We start from the raw sequence: 22,237 nt of genomic DNA on the forward strand, positions 1-22,237 counted from the left end.
TATAGATAGTGGCTTCAAACACATCACCGTACTGCTTGACGAAGCCGTCGAGGCTCTCGCCGTACGCGCCGATGGCTGCTATCTGGATGGCACCTTCGGGCGTGGCGGGCACAGTCGGCTGATTCTCCAGCACCTGGGGCCGCAGGGTCGGCTGCTGGGGTTCGACAAGGACCCACAAGCGATTGCCACCGGGCAAGCGCTGGCGGCCGAAGACGGCCGCTTTGTCATTGTGCAGCGCAGTTTCGCCGAGCTGGGCGCCGAAGTCGCCGAGCGGGGCCTGTCCGGCAAGGTCAATGGCATCCTGCTCGACCTAGGCGTGTCCTCGCCGCAGCTCGATGACCCCGAGCGCGGCTTCAGTTTCATGAACGACGGCCCGCTGGACATGCGCATGGACCCGAGCCGTGGCGTCAGCGCCGCCGAATTCATCGCCACCGCGCCGGCCGAAGAAATCGCCCGCGTGTTCAAGGAGTACGGCGAAGAGCGTTTCGCCAAGCGCATGGCCAACGCCGTGGTCGCCCGTCGCGAGCAGCAACCCTTTACCCGTACCGCCGACCTCGCCGAAGTGCTCAAGGTCGCCAACCCCGCGTGGGAAAAGGGCAAGAACCCCGCCACCCGTGCTTTCCAGGGGCTGCGCATTCACGTCAACAACGAGCTGGGCGACCTCGAAGCCGGGCTCGAGGCTGCCCTCGACACGCTCGAGATCGGTGGCCGTCTGGTGGTCATCAGCTTCCATTCGCTGGAAGACCGCATCGTCAAGCTGTTCATGCGCAAGCTGGCCAAGGGAGAGGCCGACAACCTGCCACGCAACCTGCCGGTACAACACAAGCCCTTCGAGCCCAAGATCAAGGTCCATGGCAAGGCGCAGTTCGCCTCCGAGGCCGAGCTCAAGGCCAACCCGCGCTCGCGTAGCGCGGTCATGCGTGTGGCGGAGAAGCTGCGTTGAGCAGGCTTTTTGCCAAGCCTTTGCCAGGCGGCAGCTTCCTGATGCTGCTGCTGTTCATTGGCGTGCTCGTTTCGTCGGTGGCGGTGTCCTACAGTGCGCACTGGAACCGCCAGTTGCTCAATACCCTGTACGGCGAGCTGAACGAACGCGACAAGGCGCAGGCCGAGTGGGGCCGGTTGATTCTGGAACAGAGCACCTGGACCGCCCACAGCCGCATCGAGAACCTGGCCAGCGAACAGCTGCACATGCGCATTCCCGCCGCTGACGAAGTACGGATGGTGGCGCCATGATGAAACTTGAAGGCGCACTCTACCCGTGGCGGTTCCGCGTTGTGGTCGGCCTGCTGGTGATCATGGTGGGGGCCATTGCCTGGCGTATCGTCGACCTGCAGGTGGTCGACCGCGACTTCCTCAAGGGGCAGGGCGATGCCCGCAGCCTGCGTCACATTCCGATTCCTGCGCACCGCGGGCTGATCACCGACCGCAACGGCGAGCCGCTGGCCGTGAGTACGCCGGTCACCACCCTGTGGGCCAACCCCAAGGAAATGCAGGCTGCCAAGGACCGCTGGCCGGCGCTTGCCGCCGCGCTCAAGCAGAACCCGCAGCAACTGGCCGAGCGCCTCGAACAGCAGGCCAACAAGGAATTCATCTACCTGGTCCGCGGCCTTACCCCGGAGCAGGGCCAGGTGGTGCTCGACCTCAAGGTGCCCGGCGTGTATGGCATCGAAGAGTTCCGCCGCTTTTATCCCGCCGGCGATGTCGCTGCGCACATGGTCGGGTTCACCGACCTCGACGATCACGGTCGCGAGGGGGTGGAGCTCGCCTACGACGAGTGGCTGGCCGGGGTGCCCGGCAAGCGGCAGGTGATCAAGGACCGGCGCGGCCGGCTGATCAAGGACGTACAGGTCACCAAGAACGCCAAGGCCGGCAAGACCTTGGCGTTGTCCATCGACCTGCGTCTGCAGTACCTGGCCACCCGCGAACTGCGTAACGCGATTGCCGAACAGGAAGCCAAGGCCGGTAGCCTGGTGATCATGGATGTGAAGACCGGCGAAGTGCTGGCCATGGTCAACCAGCCCACCTACAACCCCAACAACCGCCGCAGCATGTTCCCGGCGGCGATGCGCAACCGCGCCATCATCGACGTGTTCGAGCCGGGCTCCACGGTCAAGCCTTTCTCCATGAGCGCCGCCCTGCAAAGTGGGCGCTGGAAGCCGACCGACAAGGTCGAGGTCTATCCGGGCACCCTGCAGCTGGGCCGCTACACCATTCGTGACGTGTCCAGGAGCGAAGGCCCGATCCTCGACCTGACCGGCATCCTGATCAACTCTAGTAACGTGGGCATGAGCAAGATCGCCTTCGATATCGGTGGCGAGTCCATCTACCGCGTGATGTCGCAACTGGGCCTGGGCCAGTACACCGGCCTGGGCTTCCCGGGCGAGCGTGTCGGCAACCTGCCCAACCACCGCGAGTGGCGCAAGGCCGAGACCGCGACCCTGTCCTACGGCTACGGCCTGTCGGTGACCGCGTTGCAGCTGGTGCATGCCTACGCCGCGCTGGCCAACAACGGCAAGATGGTACCGCTGAGCATTCTCAAGGTGGACAAGACCCCGGAGGCCACCCAGGTGGTGCCCGAGGATACCGCCAAGACCATCCAGGGCATGCTGCAGCAGGTCATCGAAGCGCCACGTGGCGTGTTCCGTGCGCAGGTGCCTTCCTATCACGTGGGCGGCAAGTCGGGTACGGCCCGTAAGGCCACGGTCGGTTCCAAGGGCTACACCGAGAACGCCTACCGCTCGCTGTTCACCGGCTTCGGCCCGATGAGCGATCCGCGCTATGCCATCGTGGTGGTGATCGACGAGCCGAGCAAGGGTGGCTACTTCGGCGGCCTGGTATCGGCGCCGGTATTCAGCAAGGTCATGTCCGGCACCCTGCGACTGATGAACGTGCCGCCAGACAACCTGCCGGCTCCTACTCCACAGCAGCAGGCCGGTGCTGCGCCCGCCAAGGGAGGGCGCGGTTGATGTCGATGCCATTGAGTAAGCTGTTTGCCCTGAGCGGCAACAACGACCCGTTGATCCGCGAACTGACCCTGGACAGCCGCAAGGTCCGTGCCGGGGACTTGTTCCTGGCGGTGCCGGGTGCGCGTGTCGACGGGCGCGAGCATATTGCCGATGCGCTCAAGCGCGGCGCGGCAGCCGTGGCCTATGAAGTGCAGAACACCACCGTGCTGCCGATCACCGATGTGCCGATGATTCCGGTCAAGGGCCTGATTGCCCAGCTGTCGGATATCGCGGGGCGCTTCTATGGCGAGCCGAGCCGCCAGCTCGAGCTGATCGGCGTGACCGGCACCAACGGCAAGACCAGCGTCACCCAGCTGGTGGCCCAGGCGCTCGACCTGCTGGGCCAGCACTGCGGCCTGATCGGCACCCTGGGTACCGGTTTCTACGGCCAGCTGCAAAGTGGCCGGCTGACCACGCCAGATCCGATTGCCGTGCAGTCGACCCTGGGCGACCTGAAGAAGGCTGGCGCCAGGGCCGTGGCCATGGAAGTGTCCTCCCATGCGCTGGAACAGGGCCGGGTAGCGGCACTGGCCTTCGACATCGTGGTAATGACCAACCTGTCACGCGATCACCTGGACTACCACGGCAGCATGGAGGCTTACCAGGCCGCCAAGGCGCGCCTGTTCGCCTGGCCCGACCTGCGCTCGCGGGTGGTCAATCTGGACGATGCCTTCGGGCGTGAGCTGGCGGCGCAGAAGGGTGATTCGCGTCTGATCAGCTACAGCCTCTTCGACCCTGCCGCCTCGCTGTACTGCCGCGAAGCGAAGTTCGACGACGATGGCGTGCGTGCGGTGCTGGTGACGGCACAGGGCGAGCATATGCTGCGCAGCCGCCTGCTCGGGCGCTTCAACCTCAGCAACATGCTGGCCGCGGTCGGCACGCTGATGGCGATGGATCATCCGCTGGACGAAATTCTCAAGGTCACGCCGCAGCTCGAAGGCCCCGTAGGGCGCATGCAGCGCCTGGGCGGTGGCAGCAAGCCGTTGGTGGTGGTCGATTACGCCCACACCCCCGATGCCCTGGAAAAGGTCCTCGAAGCCCTGCGTCCCCATGCGCAAGGCAAGCTGCTATGCCTGTTCGGCTGCGGCGGCGACCGCGATCGCGGCAAGCGCCCGCTGATGGCCGAAGTGGCCGAGCGCCTGGCCGACCGCGTGCTGGTCACCGACGACAACCCGCGCAGCGAGGCGCCCCAGCAGATTTTCGACGATATCCGCCCAGGCTTTGCCCGGGGTGAAAGCGTCGAGTTCATCGCCGGCCGTGGCCCGGCGATTGCGCACCTGATTGCCACCGCCGCTGCCGACGACGTCATCGTGCTGGCGGGCAAGGGGCACGAGGATTACCAGGAGATCAACGGCGAGCGCCATGACTTCTCCGACCTGGTCGAGGCCGAAAGAGCCCTGGCAGCCTGGGAGGCCCCGAATGCTTGAGTCAATGTCCCTCAGCCAGTTGGTAGCGCCGCTGCAGGGCCGCCTGCATGGCCAGGATGCAACCTTCGATGGCGTCAGCATCGACAGCCGCGCGATCACCCCTGGCCAGTTGTTCGTCGCCCTGGCCGGGCCGCGTTTCGACGGTCACGATTACCTGGACGAAGTGGCAGCCAAGGGCGCCGTCGCGGCGCTGGTGCAGCACGAAGTGCCGGGCAGCAACCTGCCGCAACTGGTGGTTGCCGATACCCGCCTGGGCCTGGGCCAGTTGGGGGCGCTCAATCGCGCCGCCTTCGACAAGCCGGTTGCCGCAATCACCGGCTCCAGTGGCAAGACCACGGTCAAGGAGATGCTGGCCAGCATCCTGCGCACCCGCGGGCCGGTACTGGCCACCCGTGGCAACCTCAACAACGACTTCGGCGCACCGCTTACCCTGCTGGAGCTGGCCCCGCACCATACGGCGGCGGTCATCGAGCTGGGCGCCTCGCGCATCGGCGAAATCGCCTACACCGTCGGCCTGACCCGGCCGCAGGTGGTGATCATCAACAACGCCGGTACTGCTCATGTGGGTGAGTTCGGCGGGCCGGAGAAAATCGTCGAAGCCAAGGGCGAGATCCTCGAAGGCCTGGGCCAGGATGGCGTGGCGGTATTGAACCTGGATGACAAGGCGTTCGGCATCTGGAAACAGCGCGCCGGCCATCACCCTGTGATCACTTTCGCCCTGGCCAATGCCGACGCAGATTTTCATGCCACCGACATTCGTCACGACGAACGCGGCTGCCCCGGTTTCGAATTGCGCAGCCCGCTGGGCAACGCCCGCGTCCAGCTCAACCTGCCGGGCACTCACAATGTCAGCAACGCCCTGGCCGCTGCGGCTGCCGCACAGGCTTTCGGCGTGACACTGGAAGGCATCGTCGAGGGTCTTGACGCGGTGCAGCCGGTCAAGGGCCGCACCGTGGTGCACATGGCGCCCACCGGTGTGCGCGTGATCGACGACAGTTACAACGCAAACCCCACCTCCATGTGCGCTGCCGTTGATATACTCGCCGGCTTTTCCGGGCGTACCGTCCTGGTGCTCGGGGATATCGGCGAATTGGGCCAGTGGGCCGAGGAAGGGCATCGGCAGGTCGGCGCATACGCCAAGGGCAAGGTTGCAGCACTTTATGCCGTGGGCCCGATGATGGCCGAAGCGGTCAAGGCATTTGGCACCGGGGCCCATCATTTCGCCACTCAAGCTGACTTGATCGACGCCGTTCGCGTCGAGCAGGCCAACAACACCACCATTTTGATCAAGGGTTCGCGCAGCGCTGCGATGGAAAACGTCGTGGCGGCCTTGTGCGGTTCCAGCGGGGAGAAACATTAATGCTGCTGCTGCTGGCTGAGTATCTGCAACAGTTCTACAAAGGCTTCGCGGTCTTTCAGTACCTGACCCTGCGCGGGATTCTGGGTGTACTGACCGCGTTGTCGCTGGCCCTGTGGTTGGGCCCCTGGATGATTCGTACCCTGCAGATTCGCCAGATCGGTCAAGCCGTGCGCAATGACGGCCCGCAATCGCACCTCTCCAAGTCCGGCACCCCGACCATGGGCGGTGCGCTGATTCTGTCCGCCATCGGCGTGAGCACGCTGCTGTGGGCCGACCTTACCAACCGTTATGTGTGGGTGGTGCTGATCGTCACCCTGCTGTTCGGCGCCATCGGCTGGGTCGACGACTACCGCAAGGTGATCGAGAAGAACTCGCGTGGCCTGCCAAGCCGCTGGAAGTACTTCTGGCAATCGGTGTTCGGCCTGGGCGCGGCGATCTTCCTGTACATGACCGCGCCCACCAGCGTGGAAACCACCCTGATCGTGCCGATGCTCAAGGATGTCACCATCCCGCTGGGCATCGGCTTCGTGGTGCTGACCTATTTCGTCATCGTGGGTTCGAGCAACGCGGTCAACCTGACCGACGGCCTGGACGGCCTGGCGATCATGCCGACGGTGATGGTCGGTGGTGCGCTGGGTATCTTCTGCTACCTGTCGGGCAACGTGAAGTTCGCCGAATACCTGCTGATCCCCTACGTGCCGGGCGCGGGCGAGCTGATCGTGTTCTGCGGCGCGCTGATCGGCGCGGGCCTGGGCTTCCTGTGGTTCAACACCTACCCGGCGCAGGTGTTCATGGGTGACGTCGGCGCCCTGGCACTGGGTGCCGCGTTGGGCACCATTGCCGTGATCGTGCGTCAGGAGATCGTGCTGTTCATCATGGGCGGCGTGTTCGTGATGGAGACCCTGTCGGTGGTGATCCAGGTGGCTTCCTTCAAGCTGACCGGCAAGCGCGTGTTTCGCATGGCACCGATCCACCACCACTTTGAACTCAAGGGTTGGCCCGAGCCTCGGGTGATCGTCCGCTTCTGGATCATCACCGTGATTCTCGTGCTGTTCGGCCTTGCCACCCTGAAACTGAGGTAGAAACGAGTGTCCCTGATCGCGTCTGACCACTTCCGCATCGTTGTCGGCCTCGGCAAGAGCGGCATGTCCCTGGTTCGCTTCCTGGCGAACCGGGGCATTGCGTTTGCGGTGGCCGACACCCGCGAGAACCCGCCGGAGCTGGCGACCTTGCGTCGCGACTACCCGCAGGTGGAAGTGCGTTGTGGCGAACTGGATGTGGATTTCCTGTGCCGTGCCGACGAGTTGTACGTCAGCCCCGGCCTGGCCCTGGCGACCCCGGCCCTGCAGCAGGCGGCCGCGCGCGGCGTGAAGCTGTCGGGCGACATCGAGTTGTTCGCGCGCAATGCCAAGGCGCCGATCATTGCCATCAGCGGTTCCAATGCCAAGAGCACCGTCACCACCCTGGTCGGGGAGATGGCCGTTGCGGCAGGCAAACGTGTGGCAGTGGGCGGTAACCTCGGTACCCCGGCACTGGACCTGCTGGACGACGCCATCGAGCTGTACGTGATGGAGCTGTCGAGCTTCCAGCTGGAGACCACCGATCAGCTGAATGCCGAAGTGGCCACCGTGCTCAACGTCAGCGAAGACCACATGGACCGCTACAGCGGCCTGCCGGCCTATCACCTGGCCAAGCACCGGATCTTCCGTGGCGCACGGCAGATGGTGGTCAACCGCCAGGATGCACTGAGCCGTCCGCTGCCGATGGAAAACGTGCCGTGCTGGACGTTCGGCCTGAATGTGCCCGACTTCAAGGGCTTCGGGCTGCGTGAAGAGAACGGCGAGAAGTACCTGGCGTTCGAGTTCCAGACCCTGATGCCGGTGCGCGAGCTGAAGATCCGTGGTGCGCACAACCAGTCCAACGCCCTCGCGGCGCTGGCCCTGGGGCATGCCGCAGGCCTGCCGTTCGACGCCATGCTGGCCAGCCTGCGCACCTTTGCCGGCCTGGCCCACCGTTGCCAGTGGCTGCGCGAGCGTGACGGCGTGAGCTGGTACGACGACTCCAAGGCCACCAACGTCGGTGCCGCGCTGGCGGCCATCGAAGGCCTGGGTGCGGATATCGACGGCAAGCTGGTGCTGGTGGCCGGCGGCGACGGCAAGGGCGCGGATTTCTCGGCGCTGCGTGCCCCGGTGGCGGCGCACTGCCGCGCCGTGGTGCTGCTGGGCCGTGATGCCGAGCGCCTGGCCCAGGCATTGGGCGACAGCGTGCCGCTGATTCGCGTCAGCAGCCTCGACGAAGCCGTGCAGCAGGGCGCCGCGCTGGCCCAGCCAGGCGACGCCGTGCTGCTGTCGCCTGCCTGCGCAAGCCTGGACATGTTCAAGAACTTCGAAGAGCGTGGACGCCTGTTCGCCCAGGCCGTGGAGGGGCTGGCATGATCTTCGGCATCATCAAGCCTTATCCGTCCCCCCTGGTCACTGGTCGCGGCATCGATCTCGATTTCGCCATGCTCGCGGGCTGCCTGGCGCTGCTGGGCCTTGGCCTGGTGATGATCACCTCGGCCTCCTCGGAAGTGGCCGCGTTGCAGTCGGGCAACCCGCTTTACCACATGATCCGTCACCTGGTGTACGTGGCCATCGGCCTGGTCGCCTGCGTCGTCACCATGATGGTGCCGATCGCCACCTGGCAGCGCATGGGCTTCATGATGCTGGTCGGTGCCTTCGGGTTGCTGGTGCTGGTACTGGTGCCGGGCATCGGCCGCGAAGTGAACGGCTCGATGCGCTGGATCGGCTTCAGCTTCTTCAACGTGCAGCCTTCCGAAATCGCCAAGGTGTTCGTGGTGATCTACCTGGCGGGCTACCTGGTGCGCCGCCAGACCGAGGTACGCGAGAGCTGGATGGGCTTCTTCAAGCCGTTCATCGTGCTGCTGCCGATGGCCGGCCTGCTGCTGATGGAGCCGGACTTCGGCGCCACGGTGGTGATGATGGGCGCCGCCGCGGCGATGCTGTTCCTGGGCGGGGTGGGGCTGTTCCGCTTCAGCCTGATGGTGGTGCTGGCGGTGGCGGCGGTGTTCATTCTGGTACAGGCGCAGCCCTACCGGATGGCGCGCCTGATCACCTTCACCGACCCCTGGTCGGATCAATTCGGTTCCGGCTATCAGCTGACCCAGGCCCTGATTGCCTTCGGCCGCGGTGAGTGGCTGGGCGTGGGCCTGGGCAACAGCGTGCAGAAGCAGTTCTACCTGCCCGAAGCACACACCGACTTCGTGTTCTCGGTACTGGCCGAAGAGCTGGGCGTGGTCGGTTCGCTGCTGACCGTTGCGCTGTTCGTGTTCGTCAGCCTGCGCGCGATGTACATCGGTCTGTGGGCCGAGAAAGCCAAGCAGTTCTTTGCCGCCTACATGGCCTACGGCCTGGCCTTCCTGTGGATCGGCCAGTTCCTGATCAACATCGGGGTGAACGTCGGCCTGCTGCCGACCAAGGGCCTGACCCTGCCGTTCCTCAGCTACGGCGGCAGCTCGCTGGTGATCTGCTGCGTGTGCATGGGCCTGCTGCTGCGCATCGAGTGGGAGAGCCGCACGCACCTGGGCAGCGAAGAACATGAATTCGATGAGAGCGATTTTGCCGAGGAGCCAAGACATGGCCGTTGAAGGCAAAAACGTATTGATCATGGCAGGCGGCACCGGGGGCCACGTGTTCCCGGCCCTGGCCTGCGCCCGTGAGTTCCAGGCACGCGGTTACACCGTGCACTGGCTGGGCACCCCACGCGGTATCGAAAACGAGCTGGTGCCCCAGGCCGGGTTGCAACTGCACCTGATCCAGGTCACCGGCTTGCGTGGCAAGGGCAAGCTGTCGCTGCTCAAGGCGCCGTTCACCCTGTTCAAGGCGGTGCTGCAGGCGCGGCGCATCATCCGTCGGCTCAAGCCGGTGTGTGTGGTCGGCTTTGGCGGCTATGTGACCGGCCCGGGCGGTGTGGCGGCGAAGCTGGCTGGCGTACCCGTGGTGATCCACGAGCAGAACGCCAAGGCCGGTACCGCCAATCGGCTGCTGGTGCCGCTGGCAGGCCGAGTCTGCGAAGCTTTCCCGAACACCTTCGAGGCCAGCGACAAACTGCGCACCACCGGCAACCCGGTGCGCGGCGAGCTGTTCCTGGAGCCTGTGCGCGCGCCACTGGCCGGGCGCCGCGCGCGCCTGCTGGTGCTGGGCGGCAGCCTGGGCGCGGAGCCGTTGAACAAACTGTTGCCGCAGGCCCTGGCCCTGGTACCCGAGGCCCTGCGCCCCGAGGTGTTCCACCAGGCCGGCAAGCAGCATGACCAGATTACCGCCGAGCGCTATCGCGAGGCCGGGATCGAGGCTCAGGTAGAGCCGTTCATCAAAGACATGGCCCACGCCTATGGCTGGGCCGACCTGGTGATCTGCCGGGCCGGTGCGCTGACCGTCAGCGAACTGGCTGCGGCCGGTCTGCCCTCGATGCTGGTGCCGCTGCCCCATGCCATCGACGATCACCAGACCCACAACGCCCACTATCTGGCACGTGAAGGCGCCGCCTTCCTGATGCCGCAAGCGACAACTGGCGCAGCGCAGCTCGCTGAACGCCTGAACGAGGTACTGATGCAACCGCAAAAACTCGACACCATGGCCAGCACCGCACGACGCCTGGCCAAGCCCGCGGCTACCAGCACCGTGGTCGATATCTGCCTGGAGGTGGCCCATGGTTGAAAGCCAGAAAGCCATCCCGCAACCTGAAATGCGCCGTATCCGCCGCATTCACTTCGTCGGTATCGGCGGCGTGGGCATGTGCGGTATTGCCGAGGTATTGCTCAACCTGGGTTACCAGGTTTCCGGCTCGGACCTCAAGGCCTCGCCGGTCACCGAGCGCCTGGAGTCCTTTGGTGCCGAAATCTTCCTTGGCCACCGCGCCGAGAACGCCGCCAGTGCCGATGTACTGGTGGTGTCCAGCGCCATCAATACGGCCAACCCGGAAGTGGCGACGGCCCTTGAGCGGCGTATTCCCGTGGTACCGCGTGCCGAGATGCTCGCCGAACTGATGCGCTATCGCCACGGCATCGCGGTAGCCGGTACCCACGGCAAGACCACCACCACCAGCCTGCTGGCCTCGGTGTTCGCCGCCGGCGGCCTGGACCCGACCTTCGTGATCGGTGGCCGGCTGAATGCAGCAGGTACCAATGCGCAACTGGGTACCAGCCGCTACCTGATCGCCGAAGCCGACGAAAGCGACGCCAGCTTCCTGCACCTGCAGCCGCTGGTGGCCGTGGTCACCAACATCGACGCCGACCACATGGCGACCTATGAGGGCGACTTCAACAAGCTGAAGAAGACCTTCGTCGAGTTCCTCCACAACCTGCCGTTCTACGGCCTGGCCGTGGTATGCCTGGATGATCCGGTGGTGCGCGAGATCCTGCCGCTGGTCAAGCGCCCGGCAGTGACCTACGGCTTTGCCGAGGAAGCCGACGTGCGCGCGATCAATGTGCGCCAGTCGGGCATGCAGACCCACTTCACCGTGCTGCGCCGTGACCGCGAGCCGCTGGACGTGTCGGTGAACATGCCGGGCAACCACAATGTGCTCAATGCACTGGCCACCATTGCCATCGCCACCGACGAGGGCATCAGCGACGAGGCCATCGTGCAGGGGCTTTCGGGCTTCCAGGGCGTGGGCCGACGTTTCCAGGTGTACGGCGAACTGCCGGTCGACGGCGGCAGCGTGATGCTGGTGGACGACTACGGTCACCACCCCACCGAAGTGGCGGCCGTGATCAAGGCCGTGCGCGGTGGCTGGCCGGAGCGCCGCCTGGTGATGGTTTACCAGCCGCACCGCTACAGCCGTACCCGCGACCTGTACGACGACTTCGTGCAGGTGCTGGCCGATGCCAACGTGCTGCTGCTGATGGAGGTCTACCCGGCCGGCGAAGAGCCGATCCCGGGGGCCGACAGCCGCCAGCTGTGCCACAGCATCCGTCAGCGTGGCCAGCTGGACCCGATCTACATCGAGCGCGGCATCGAGCTGGCGCCACTGGTCAAGCCGCTGCTGCGTGCCGGTGACATCCTGCTGTGCCAGGGTGCCGGCGACATCGGTGGCCTGGCCCCGCAATTGTTGAAAAGCCCATTGTTCGCGGGCGCGGTTGCCACCGCAGGGAAGGCCAAATGACTGCTCAATACTCCAAGCTGCACTCGACCATCGACCCGAAGGCCTTCGGCCGTGTCGGCGTGCTGTACGGCGGCAAGAGCGCCGAGCGCGAGGTGTCGCTCAAGTCCGGCGCCGCGGTGATCGAGGCGCTCACCAGCGCCGGCGTCGAGGTGATCGCCATCGATGTGGGTGACGATCTGCTCGACCGCCTGCAGCGCGAGAAGCTCGACCGCGCCTTCATCATTCTCCACGGCCGTGGCGGTGAAGACGGCAGCATGCAGGGCCTGCTCGAGTGCCTGGGTATCCCCTACACCGGCAGCGGCATCCTGGCGTCGGCCCTGGCGATGGACAAGTTGCGCACCAAACAGGTGTGGAAAAGCCTGGGTATTCCAACCCCGCACCACGCGGTGCTGGCCAGCGAGCAAGACTGTATTTCTGCGGGCGCGGAACTGGGCTTCCCTTTGATCGTCAAACCGGCCCATGAAGGCTCCAGTATCGGTATGGCGAAAGTGAGCAGCGTCGAAGAATTGATCGTTGCCTGGAAGGACGCCGCCACCTACGACTCGCAAGTATTGGTTGAACAATGGATTCACGGTCCGGAGTTCACCATTGCCGTGCTGCGCGGCCAGGTGCTGCCGCCGATTGCGCTGGGCACCCCGCACACGTTCTACGACTACGACGCCAAGTACGTCGCCAACGATACCCAGTACCGCATTCCGTGCGGCCTGGACGCTGCCAAGGAACAGGAACTGATCGAACTGACCGCACGTGCGTGCGACGCCATCGGCATTGCCGGCTGGGGTCGTCTGGACGTGATGCAGGACGAGCAGGGCAACTTCTGGCCTCTGGAAGTCAACACCGCACCAGGCATGACCGATCACAGCCTGGTCCCAATGGCGGCACGCGCGGCCGGCCTGGACTTCCAGCAGTTGGTGCTGGCGATCCTGGCGGCCAGCGTCGAGGCGCGAGGTTAAGCCCATGCAAGGCGCGATGGTACGTCATCAGCAACCCGCCACCGGCCGCAAGCCGGTGCCGCGCGGTGCCAGCCGGATGGTGGCCAAGGAGCCACTGTCGGCGCGCCTGCCCAAGGCCAATTTCAGCGTGTTCAAGCGTCTGCTGTGGCCGGTTCTGCTGGTAGCGGCCGGGTTCGGTGCCTACGAGGGCGCACAGCGCCTGATGCCGTATGCCGACCGGCCGATCACCAAGATCGCCGTGCAGGGCGACCTGAGCTACATCAGCCAGCAGGCCGTGCAGCAGCGTATCGCGCCCTATGTGGCCGCCAGCTTCTTCACCGTCGACCTGGCCAGCATGCGCACCGAGCTCGAGCAGATGCCGTGGATCGCGCATGCCGAAGTGCGTCGCGTGTGGCCGGACGAAGTGGTGATCCGCCTCGAGGAACAGCTGCCGGTGGCGCGCTGGGGCGACGAGGCCCTGCTCAACAACCAGGGCCAGGCCTTCACCCCGCGCGAGCTGGCCAACTACGAGCACCTGCCGCAGCTGTTCGGGCCGCAGCGGGCGCAGCAGCAAGTGATGCAGCAATATCAGGTACTGAGCCAGATGTTGCGGCCCATGGGCTTCTCGATCGCCCGGCTGGAACTGCGCGAGCGGGGCAGCTGGTTCCTGACCACTGGTGCCGGCAGCGCCGGGCCGGGTATCGAGTTGCTGCTGGGGCGCGACCATCTGGTGGAAAAGATGCGCCGCTTCATTGCCATTTACGACAAGACGCTCAAAGAACAGATCACGAACATCGCCCGCATCGATCTGCGTTACGCCAATGGCCTGGCCGTTGGCTGGCGGGAACCGAATGCACCGACGACAGCCCAACCCGCTGTTGCGAAGAATTAGAGAGAGGCAGGACCCATGGCAAATGCGCATAGCGGCAAAATGATCGTCGGGCTGGATATCGGTACGTCCAAGGTGGTTGCACTGGTGGGCGAAGTGGCCGCCGATGGCACCCTGGAAATCGTCGGTATCGGCACCCATCCATCGCGCGGGCTGAAAAAGGGCGTGGTGGTCAATATCGAATCCACCGTGCAGTCGATCCAGCGCGCCGTCGAAGAGGCCCAGCTGATGGCTGGCTGCCGGATTCACTCGGCGTTCGTCGGCGTGGCGGGCAATCACATCCGCAGCCTGAACTCCCACGGTATCGTCGCCATCCGCGATCGCGAAGTCAGCGCGGCGGACCTGGAGCGGGTGCTGGACGCGGCCCAGGCCGTGGCCATCCCGGCCGACCAGCGGGTGCTGCACACCCTGCCGCAGGACTACGTGATCGACAACCAGGAAGGCGTGCGCGAGCCGCTGGGCATGTCCGGCGTGCGCCTGGAAGCCAAGGTGCACGTGGTCACCTGTGCGGTCAATGCAGCACAGAACATCGAAAAATGCGTGCGCCGCTGCGGCCTTGAAATCGACGACATCATCCTCGAGCAACTGGCCTCGGCCTACTCGGTGCTGACCGATGACGAAAAAGAGCTGGGCGTGTGCCTGGTGGACATCGGCGGCGGTACCACCGACATCGCGATCTTCACCGAGGGCGCCATCCGCCACACGGCGGTGATTCCGATTGCCGGCGACCAGGTGACCAACGACATCGCCATGGCGCTGCGTACCCCCACCCAGTACGCCGAAGAGATCAAGATCCGCTACGCCTGTGCCCTGGCCAAGCTGGCCGGTGCCGGCGAAACCATCAAGGTGCCGAGCGTGGGTGATCGTCCGCCGCGCGAACTGTCGCGCCAGGCCCTGGCCGAAGTGGTCGAGCCACGCTACGACGAACTGTTCACCCTGATCCAGGCCGAACTGCGTCGCAGTGGCTACGAAGACCTGGTGCCGGCCGGCATCGTGCTCACTGGCGGTACCGCCAAGATGGAAGGCGCGGTGGAACTGGCCGAAGAGATTTTCCACATGCCGGTACGCCTGGGCGTGCCTTACACCGTGCGGGGCCTGAGCGACGTGGTGCGCAACCCCATCTATTCCACCGGCGTGGGCCTTCTGACCTATGGCCTGCAGAAGCAGTCCGAAGGCGTGACCCTGACCGGTATCAGCAGCAACAGCTATGGCGATGAACCGAAGGCCCCGGTGCTTGAGCGACTCAAGCGCTGGGTCCAGGGCAACTTTTAAGTTTCAAAGCAGTAGTAGTAGGCGCAAAAAACTAGAGAACTGAAAGGAGAGGGAAAATGTTCGAGCTCGTAGACAACGTCCCGCAAAGCCCGGTCATCAAAGTGATCGGCGTCGGTGGCGGCGGTGGCAACGCCGTCAATCACATGGTCAAGAGCAACATCGAAGGCGTCGAATTCATCTGCGCCAACACCGATGCTCAAGCGCTGAAAAACATCGGCGCGCGCACCATCCTGCAACTGGGTACCGGCGTGACCAAGGGCCTGGGTGCAGGTGCCAATCCGGAAGTCGGTCGTCAGGCCGCGCTGGAAGACCGTGAGCGCATCGCCGAAGTGCTGCAAGGCACCAACATGGTGTTCATCACCACCGGCATGGGCGGCGGTACCGGTACCGGTGCTGCTCCGATCATCGCCGAAGTGGCCAAGGAAATGGGCATCCTCACCGTTGCGGTGGTGACCCGTCCGTTCCCGTTCGAAGGTCGCAAGCGCATGCAGATCGCCGACGAGGGCATCCGTGCCCTGGCCGACAGCGTCGATTCGCTGATCACCATTCCGAACGAGAAGCTGCTGACCATCCTGGGCAAGGATGCCAGCCTGCTGTCGGCCTTCGCCAAGGCTGACGACGTGCTCGCCGGTGCCGTTCGCGGTATCTCCGACATCATCAAGCGTCCGGGCATGATCAACGTCGACTTCGCCGACGTGCGTACCGTGATGAGCGAGATGGGCATGGCCATGATGGGTACCGGCTGCGCCAGCGGTCCGAACCGTGCGCGTGAAGCGACCGAGGCGGCCATCCGCAACCCGCTGCTCGAAGACGTCAACCTGCAGGGCGCCCGCGGCATCCTGGTGAACATCACCGCAGGTCCTGACCTGTCGCTGGGTGAATACTCCGATGTGGGCAGCATCATCGAGGCATTCGCCTCCGACCACGCCATGGTCAAGGTCGGTACCGTCATCGACCCGGACATGCGCGACGAGCTGCACGTCACCGTGGTAGCCACCGGCCTGGGTGCCAAGATCGAGAAACCGGTCAAGGTCATCGACAACACCCTGCAAGCGTCCGCTGTACAGACCCCAGCCCCTGCACCGGCCCGTCCGGAGCAACCTTCGGTCAACTACCGCGATCTGGAGCGTCCGACCGTCATGCGCAACCAGGCTCACGCCGGGGCCGCTGCGGCACAGAAGCTGAACCCGCAGGACGACCTGGATTATCTGGATATCCCGGCTTTCCTGCGTCGTCAGGCCGATTAATGGAATTTATCAGGGCTATGAAGGTGATTGGTGTTCAGCAAAGGCCGGGTCTGCTATTATCCTCAGCCTTTGTTGATACCAGTTCGCAATTTGCGCTGAAGCGGCCAATGCCATGATTAAACAACGCACCCTGAAAAATATCATCCGTGCCACAGGTGTCGGCCTGCACTCCGGGGAAAAGGTTTACCTGACCCTCAAGCCCGCCCCTGTGGATACCGGCATCGTATTTTGCCGTGCCGACCTCGACCCTGTGGTGCAGATCCCTGCCCGTGCGGAAAACGTCGGCGAGACGACCATGTCCACGACACTGGTCAATGGCGATACCAAGGTAGACACGGTAGAGCACCTGCTCTCGGCCATGGCTGGCCTGGGCATCGATAACGCCTACGTCGAGCTCTCCGCGTCCGAAGTGCCAATTATGGACGGCAGCGCCGGGCCCTTTGTATTCCTGATTCAATCTGCCGGCCTGGAAGAACAGGACGCAGCCAAGAAGTTCATCCGCATCCTGCGTGAAGTGACAGTGGAAGACGGCGACAAGCGCGCCACTTTCCTGCCTTTCGAAGGGTTCAAGGTGAGTTTCGAGATCGATTTCGACCACCCGGTGTTCCACAACCGGACCCAGAGTGCCAGCGTGGACTTTTCCAGCACCTCGTTCGTGAAGGAAGTCAGCCGCGCCCGTACCTTCGGGTTCATGAGTGACATCGAGTACCTGCGCAAGCACAATCTCGCCCTCGGCGGCAGCGTGGAAAACGCCATCGTCGTGGACAAGGATGGCGTGCTCAACGAAGACGGCCTTCGCTACGAAGACGAATTCGTCAAGCACAAGATCCTCGATGCGATTGGCGACCTCTACCTGCTGGGCAACAGCCTGATCGGCGAGTTCAAGGGCTACAAGTCCGGACACGCGCTGAACAATCAGCTGCTGCGCAAGCTGATCGAGGAAACCGATGCGTGGGAAGTGGTGACGTTCGAAGATGCCAGCACGGCACCGATCTCTTACATGCGTCCGGTTGCGGCAGTGTAAGTACGAACTCTCTCTTCTTTAGTTATTTTTTGGGGCTGCCTTCGGGTGGCCCTTTTTATTGCCGCGCACTCGCAGGTTTGCGAGCGCTGTGCGCTCGTCTATCCCTTGCCGTGCCTGGCCAGGCGCTCCAGCGCCGCCTTGAGCTTGGGGTCGGTGATCCCTTCGGCCGTAGCGTGGATGTTCTGCGCCGAACGTGTCGAGATGTCCATCGGGTGCCCCGCCGCGGGTGCCACACCGGCCACCGGCTGCACCCTGAAATTGATGCGGGTCAGGCTGCTGAAGGCCTCCATCATCTGCAACTGGCGCAGCAGGCGTTTCTGCTGGTAGCGCAGGCGCGTGGCCCAGTGCCCGTCGGTGACGATCAGCAGCAGCGTACCCTCGCGCCAGGAGGCCACATGGCAATGCTCGCGCGCTGCCGGCTGCAACTGGCTCTCCACCAGGCGCTGCAGCTGGGCCAGGCGCTGGGCCTGGCTGAACAGGGCCTTGAGCGGTCTCGCTTCACGCAAAAGCACGGCGGGTGCACGGGCGGGCAGGGGGCGAAAAGCCATGGGCAGGGTCCGAAAAATACAGTGGCGCCATCTTAACAGATCGCCCCGCCGGTAATTCTTCATGTGACGATGGGTTGAAGTTGGCGAAAAAGGCCTTATTGTAAAAAAGCCCCGTCAAAAGCGCTGTGCCAGCATCGTGGAAATCCGCCACTTTCCTCACCATCGTTTCCGGGTAGAATGCTCGTTCGCATGCGGCCATAAGGGCTGCACGGGCGACTCACGGGGCCGCCCTCCATCCCTACGTGTGGAAGATCCTGCCAATATGTTTGCGCCTTTGTTAAAAAAACTTTTTGGAAGCAAGAACGAGCGTGAAGTCAAACGCATGCTCAAGACGGTACAGATCGTCAATGCCTTCGAAGAGCAGATGGTCGCCCTGACGGACGAGCAGTTGCGGGCCAAGACCGCAGCGTTCAAAGAGCGCCTGGCCAAAGGCGAGACCCTTGACCAACTGTTGCCCGAAGCCTTCGCCGTTGCGCGCGAGGCCGGCAAGCGGGTCATGGGCATGCGTCACTTCGATGTACAGCTGATCGGTGGCATGACCTTGCACGAGGGCATGATCGCAGAGATGCGTACCGGTGAAGGCAAGACCCTGGTGGCGACCCTGGGCGTGTACCTCAACGCGCTGTCCGGCAAGGGCGTGCACGTGGTCACGGTCAACGACTACCTGGCCCGCCGCGACGCCAACTGGATGCGCCCTCTGTATGAATACCTGGGCCTCACCGTGGGTGTGGTCACCCCGTTCCAGCCGCCGGAAGAAAAGCGCATCGCCTATGCCGCCGACATCACCTACGGCACCAACAACGAATTCGGTTTCGACTACCTGCGCGACAACATGGCGTTCAGCATGGAAGAGAAATTCCAGCGCGAGCTGAATTTCGCCGTGATCGACGAAGTCGACTCCATCCTGATCGACGAAGCCCGTACCCCGCTGATCATCTCCGGCCAGGCCGAAGACAGCTCCAAGCTGTACATCGAGATCAACAAGCTGATCCCGCAGCTCAAGCAGCACATCGAAGAGGTCGAAGGCCAGGTCACCCAGGAAGGCCACTACAGCATCGACGAGAAGACCCGCCAGGTCGAACTCAACGAAGCCGGTCACCAGTACATCGAAGAGATGCTCACCCAGGTCGGCATGCTGGCCGAGGGCGAGAGCCTCTACTCGGCGCACAACCTGGGCCTGCTGACCCACGTGTATGCCGGCCTGCGTGCCCACAAGCTGTTCCACCGCAATGTCGAATACATCGTGCAGGACGGCCAGATCCTGCTGATCGACGAGCACACCGGCCGCACCATGCCGGGCCGTCGCCTGTCCGAGGGCCTGCACCAGGCCATCGAGGCCAAGGAAAACCTGAACATCCAGCCCGAGAGCCAGACCCTGGCCTCGACCACGTTCCAGAACTACTTCCGCCTGTACAACAAGCTGTCCGGCATGACCGGTACCGCTGACACCGAAGCGTTCGAATTCGCCCAGATCTACCAGCTCAACGTGATGGTGATCCCGCCGAACAAGCCGCTGGCGCGCAAGGACTTCAACGACCTGGTCTACCTGACGGCCGAAGAGAAGTACACCGCGATCATCGCCGACATCAAGGAGAGCATGGCTTCCGGGCGTCCGGTGCTGGTGGGTACCGCCACCATCGAAACCTCCGAGCACATGTCCAACCTGCTGATCAAGGAAGGCATCGATCACAAGGTCCTGAACGCCAAGTTCCACGAGAAGGAAGCCGAGATCATCGCCCAGGCCGGTCGCCCGGGTGCACTGACCATCGCCACCAACATGGCCGGTCGTGGTACCGACATCCTGCTGGGCGGCAACTGGGAAGTCGAAGTGGCTGCCATGGACAACCCGACGCCCGAGCAGGTTGCCCAGGTCAAGGCCGACTGGCAGAAGCGTCACCAGCAGGTGATCGAGTCCGGTGGTCTGCACGTGATCGCCTCCGAGCGCCACGAATCGCGCCGTATCGACAACCAGTTGCGTGGCCGTTCCGGCCGTCAGGGCGACCCGGGCTCGAGCCGCTTCTACCTGTCGCTGGAAGACAGCCTGATGCGCATCTTCGCCTCCGACCGGGTCAAGAACTTCATGAAGGCCCTGGGCATGCAGTCCGGCGAGGCCATCGAGCACCGCATGGTCACCAACGCCATCGAGAAGGCCCAGCGCAAGGTCGAAGGTCGCAACTTCGACATCCGCAAGCAACTGCTCGAATTCGACGACGTGGCCAACGAGCAGCGTAAGGTCATCTACCACATGCGCAACAGCCTGCTGGCGGCGACCAACATCGGCGACACCATCGCCGAGTTCCGCCAGGAAGTGCTCGATGCCACCGTGGCCCAGCACATCCCGCCACAGTCGCTGCCCGAGCAGTGGGACGTGCCGGGTCTGGAAGCGGCCCTGGCCAGCGATTTCGGGGTCAAGCTGCCGATCCAGCAGTGGCTGGACGAAGACGACCACCTGTACGAAGAGACCCTGCGCGAGAAGTTGATGGCCGAGCTGATGGCGGCCTACAACGAGAAGGAAGAGCAGGCCAGCGCCGATGCCCTGCGTACCTTCGAGAAGCAGATCCTGCTGCGTGTGATCGACGACCTGTGGAAAGACCACCTGTCGACCATGGATCACCTGCGCCACGGTATCCACCTGCGTGGCTACGCCCAGAAGAACCCGAAGCAGGAATACAAGCGCGAGTCGTTTGCCCTGTTCCAGGAACTGCTGGACTCGATCAAGCGCGACACCATCCGCGTGCTCTCGCACGTTCAGGTTCGCCGCGAAGACCCGATCGAAGAGGAAGCACGCCTGCGCCGCGAAGCCGAAGAGCTGGCCCAGCGCATGCAGTTCCAGCACGCCGAGGCCCCTGGCCTGGAAGCGGGCGAGCTGCTTGAGGAGGGTGCCGACGTCGCCGTGGCCGCAGCGCCGGTGCGCAACGAGCAGAAGCTGGGCCGCAACGAACCCTGCTGGTGCGGTTCGGGCAAGAAGTTCAAGCAGTGCCACGGCAAGATCGACTGATCGCACCGCCGTTGCCCCCTGCTGATATCTGAACACCGCGCCGCGACGGGCCCAACCGTCGCGGCGTTGTTCCATCTCAAGCGCCGGTATCTCGAGCCGGCGCCTTTTTTCTAGGAGCGCTTTCATGGCTGTCGGTCTTGGTCCTTTGCCAACGTTGCACCCGGTTCCAGGTTTTGAACTCGGTATTGCCTCTGCGGGCATCAAGCGCCCCGGGCGCAAGGACGTTGTGGTAATGCGCTGCGCCGAAGGCTCCAGCGTTGCCGGCGTGTTCACCCTCAATGCGTTCTGCGCTGCCCCGGTGATCCTGGCCAAGCAGCGCGTGCAGGGCAGTGTGCGTTACCTGCTGACCAACACCGGCAACGCCAACGCCGGTACCGGCGCCCCCGGCCTGGCCGCTGCCGAGCGCACCTGCGCCAGGCTGGCCGAGCTGGCGGGTGTCGACGCCGATGCGGTGCTGCCGTTCTCCACCGGTGTGATCGGTGAGCCACTGCCGGTCGAGAAGATCGAAGGCGCGCTGCAGGCCGCCCTGGACGACCTGTCGGAAAACAACTGGGCCGAGGCTGCCACCGGCATCATGACCACCGACACCCTGCCCAAGGGTGCCAGCCGCCAGTTCCAGCATGACGGCGTGACCATCACCGTGACCGGCATCAGCAAGGGCGCCGGGATGATCCGCCCGAACATGGCGACCATGCTCGGCTACATCGCCACCGACGCCAAGGTGGCGCCGGCCGTGCTCAAGGACCTGCTGCTGGACGGCGCCAACAAGTCGTTCAACCGCATCACCATCGACGGCGATACCTCGACCAACGATTGCTGCATGCTGATCGCCACCGGCAAGGCCGACGTGGCTGAAGTGACCGAAGCCCGCGGCCCGCTGTTCGACGCGTTGAAAAAGGCGGTGTTCGAGGTGTGCATGGAAGTGGCCCAGGCCATCGTGCGTGACGGTGAAGGCGCGACCAAGTTCGTGACCGTTCAGGTCAACGGTGGTGGCAATCATCAGGAATGCCTGGACGTCGGCTATGCCGTGGCGCATTCGCCGCTGATCAAGACCGCGCTGTTCGCCTCCGACCCGAACTGGGGCCGGATCCTGGCAGCTGTGGGCCGTGCTGGCGTGCCGAACCTGGACGTGAGCCTGATCGACGTGTACCTGGACGATGTGTGCATCGCCAGCAAAGGCGGCCGCAACGCCACCTACACCGAGGCCCAGGGCTCGGCCGTGATGGCCCAGGAAGAGATCACCATCCGCATCGATCTGGGGCGTGGCGACTGCAGCGAGACGATCTGGACCACCGACCTGTCCCATGAGTATGTGAAGATCAACGCCGAATACCGTACCTGACCGTATTGCGGGTCAAGCCCGCTCCCTCAAG

The 22,237-nt window shown here is 64.2% G+C and carries 18 protein-coding genes; 17 read left to right on the forward strand and 1 reads right to left on the reverse strand.

Going from position 1 to position 22,237, the window contains the following annotated elements; genetic code table 11:
• Position 1: 1 nt before the first annotated feature.
• The 15 genes from rsmH (at position 2) to lpxC (ending at position 17,318) form a co-directional block, all read left to right on the forward strand.
• A complete protein-coding gene (gene rsmH, locus V9K84_RS00080) occupies positions 2-943 on the forward strand; it encodes a 16S rRNA (cytosine(1402)-N(4))-methyltransferase RsmH (RefSeq protein ID WP_088515589.1) in 942 nt (313 codons plus the stop codon).
• Positions 940-1,233 carry a cell division protein FtsL gene (ftsL, locus tag V9K84_RS00085; protein ID WP_043862060.1) on the forward strand — a complete coding sequence of 98 codons (294 nt, stop codon included), beginning with the start codon at positions 940-942 and terminating at the stop codon, positions 1,231-1,233. Before rsmH ends, ftsL begins: the two co-directional genes overlap by 4 nt.
• Positions 1,233-2,966 carry a penicillin-binding protein 2 gene (locus tag V9K84_RS00090; protein ID WP_162484872.1) on the forward strand — a complete coding sequence of 578 codons (1,734 nt, stop codon included), beginning with the start codon at positions 1,233-1,235 and terminating at the stop codon, positions 2,964-2,966. Before ftsL ends, V9K84_RS00090 begins: the two co-directional genes overlap by 1 nt.
• A complete protein-coding gene (locus V9K84_RS00095) occupies positions 2,966-4,432 on the forward strand; it encodes a UDP-N-acetylmuramoyl-L-alanyl-D-glutamate--2,6-diaminopimelate ligase (RefSeq protein ID WP_088515541.1) in 1,467 nt (488 codons plus the stop codon). The genes V9K84_RS00090 and V9K84_RS00095 overlap by 1 nt, the downstream gene beginning before the upstream one ends.
• Complete coding sequence (gene murF / locus V9K84_RS00100; RefSeq protein ID WP_088515540.1) at positions 4,425-5,792, forward strand: UDP-N-acetylmuramoyl-tripeptide--D-alanyl-D-alanine ligase; 1,368 nt, start codon at positions 4,425-4,427, stop codon at positions 5,790-5,792. The genes V9K84_RS00095 and murF overlap by 8 nt, the downstream gene beginning before the upstream one ends.
• Complete coding sequence (mraY, locus tag V9K84_RS00105) at positions 5,792-6,874, forward strand: phospho-N-acetylmuramoyl-pentapeptide-transferase (RefSeq protein ID WP_043862064.1); 1,083 nt, start codon at positions 5,792-5,794, stop codon at positions 6,872-6,874. The genes murF and mraY overlap by 1 nt, the downstream gene beginning before the upstream one ends.
• A 6-nt stretch (positions 6,875-6,880) precedes the next feature.
• The gene (murD, locus tag V9K84_RS00110; protein WP_088515539.1) at positions 6,881-8,227 is read left to right on the forward strand and encodes a UDP-N-acetylmuramoyl-L-alanine--D-glutamate ligase; all 1,347 of its coding nucleotides are present in this window, start codon (positions 6,881-6,883) and stop codon (positions 8,225-8,227) included.
• Positions 8,227-9,438: a putative lipid II flippase FtsW gene (gene ftsW / locus V9K84_RS00115; RefSeq protein ID WP_173925074.1), complete on the forward strand. Its 1,212-nt coding sequence runs from the start codon at positions 8,227-8,229 to the stop codon at positions 9,436-9,438. The genes murD and ftsW overlap by 1 nt, the downstream gene beginning before the upstream one ends.
• Entirely contained in the window at positions 9,428-10,507 is a 1,080-nt protein-coding gene (gene murG / locus V9K84_RS00120; RefSeq protein ID WP_043862067.1) for an undecaprenyldiphospho-muramoylpentapeptide beta-N-acetylglucosaminyltransferase, read from the forward strand. The genes ftsW and murG overlap by 11 nt, the downstream gene beginning before the upstream one ends.
• Positions 10,500-11,954 (forward strand): UDP-N-acetylmuramate--L-alanine ligase, encoded by a 1,455-nt coding sequence (gene murC, locus V9K84_RS00125; protein ID WP_043862068.1) that lies wholly within the window; start codon positions 10,500-10,502, stop codon positions 11,952-11,954. Before murG ends, murC begins: the two co-directional genes overlap by 8 nt.
• Positions 11,951-12,907 (forward strand): D-alanine--D-alanine ligase, encoded by a 957-nt coding sequence (locus tag V9K84_RS00130; RefSeq protein WP_043862069.1) that lies wholly within the window; start codon positions 11,951-11,953, stop codon positions 12,905-12,907. Before murC ends, V9K84_RS00130 begins: the two co-directional genes overlap by 4 nt.
• Before the next feature lie 4 nt (positions 12,908-12,911).
• Positions 12,912-13,778 (forward strand): cell division protein FtsQ/DivIB, encoded by an 867-nt coding sequence (locus V9K84_RS00135; protein ID WP_058540880.1) that lies wholly within the window; start codon positions 12,912-12,914, stop codon positions 13,776-13,778.
• 15 nt (positions 13,779-13,793) lie between these two features.
• Complete coding sequence (gene ftsA, locus V9K84_RS00140; protein ID WP_043862071.1) at positions 13,794-15,047, forward strand: cell division protein FtsA; 1,254 nt, start codon at positions 13,794-13,796, stop codon at positions 15,045-15,047.
• Positions 15,048-15,103: 56 nt separating this feature from the next.
• On the forward strand, positions 15,104-16,294 hold the full coding sequence (gene ftsZ, locus V9K84_RS00145) for a cell division protein FtsZ (protein WP_043862072.1): 1,191 nt from the start codon (positions 15,104-15,106) through the stop codon (positions 16,292-16,294).
• Positions 16,295-16,406: 112 nt separating this feature from the next.
• The gene (gene lpxC / locus V9K84_RS00150; protein ID WP_043862073.1) at positions 16,407-17,318 is read left to right on the forward strand and encodes a UDP-3-O-acyl-N-acetylglucosamine deacetylase; all 912 of its coding nucleotides are present in this window, start codon (positions 16,407-16,409) and stop codon (positions 17,316-17,318) included.
• A gap of 98 nt (positions 17,319-17,416) precedes the next feature.
• Here the strand turns inward: lpxC and V9K84_RS00155 are convergent, their stop codons facing one another.
• Positions 17,417-17,866: a DUF721 domain-containing protein gene (locus V9K84_RS00155; RefSeq protein WP_054914835.1), complete on the reverse strand. Its 450-nt coding sequence runs from the start codon at positions 17,864-17,866 to the stop codon at positions 17,417-17,419.
• Between the two features lie 262 nt (positions 17,867-18,128).
• Between V9K84_RS00155 and secA the strand changes: the two genes are divergently transcribed.
• Complete coding sequence (gene secA / locus V9K84_RS00160; RefSeq protein WP_054914834.1) at positions 18,129-20,864, forward strand: preprotein translocase subunit SecA; 2,736 nt, start codon at positions 18,129-18,131, stop codon at positions 20,862-20,864.
• 124 nt (positions 20,865-20,988) lie between these two features.
• The gene (gene argJ / locus V9K84_RS00165; protein ID WP_078479527.1) at positions 20,989-22,206 is read left to right on the forward strand and encodes a bifunctional glutamate N-acetyltransferase/amino-acid acetyltransferase ArgJ; all 1,218 of its coding nucleotides are present in this window, start codon (positions 20,989-20,991) and stop codon (positions 22,204-22,206) included.
• Positions 22,207-22,237: the final 31 nt, after the last annotated feature.

Source organism: Pseudomonas sp. AE27, assembly GCF_037113495.1.
GTDB classification, from domain to species: Bacteria; Pseudomonadota; Gammaproteobacteria; order Pseudomonadales; family Pseudomonadaceae; genus Aquipseudomonas; species Aquipseudomonas palmensis.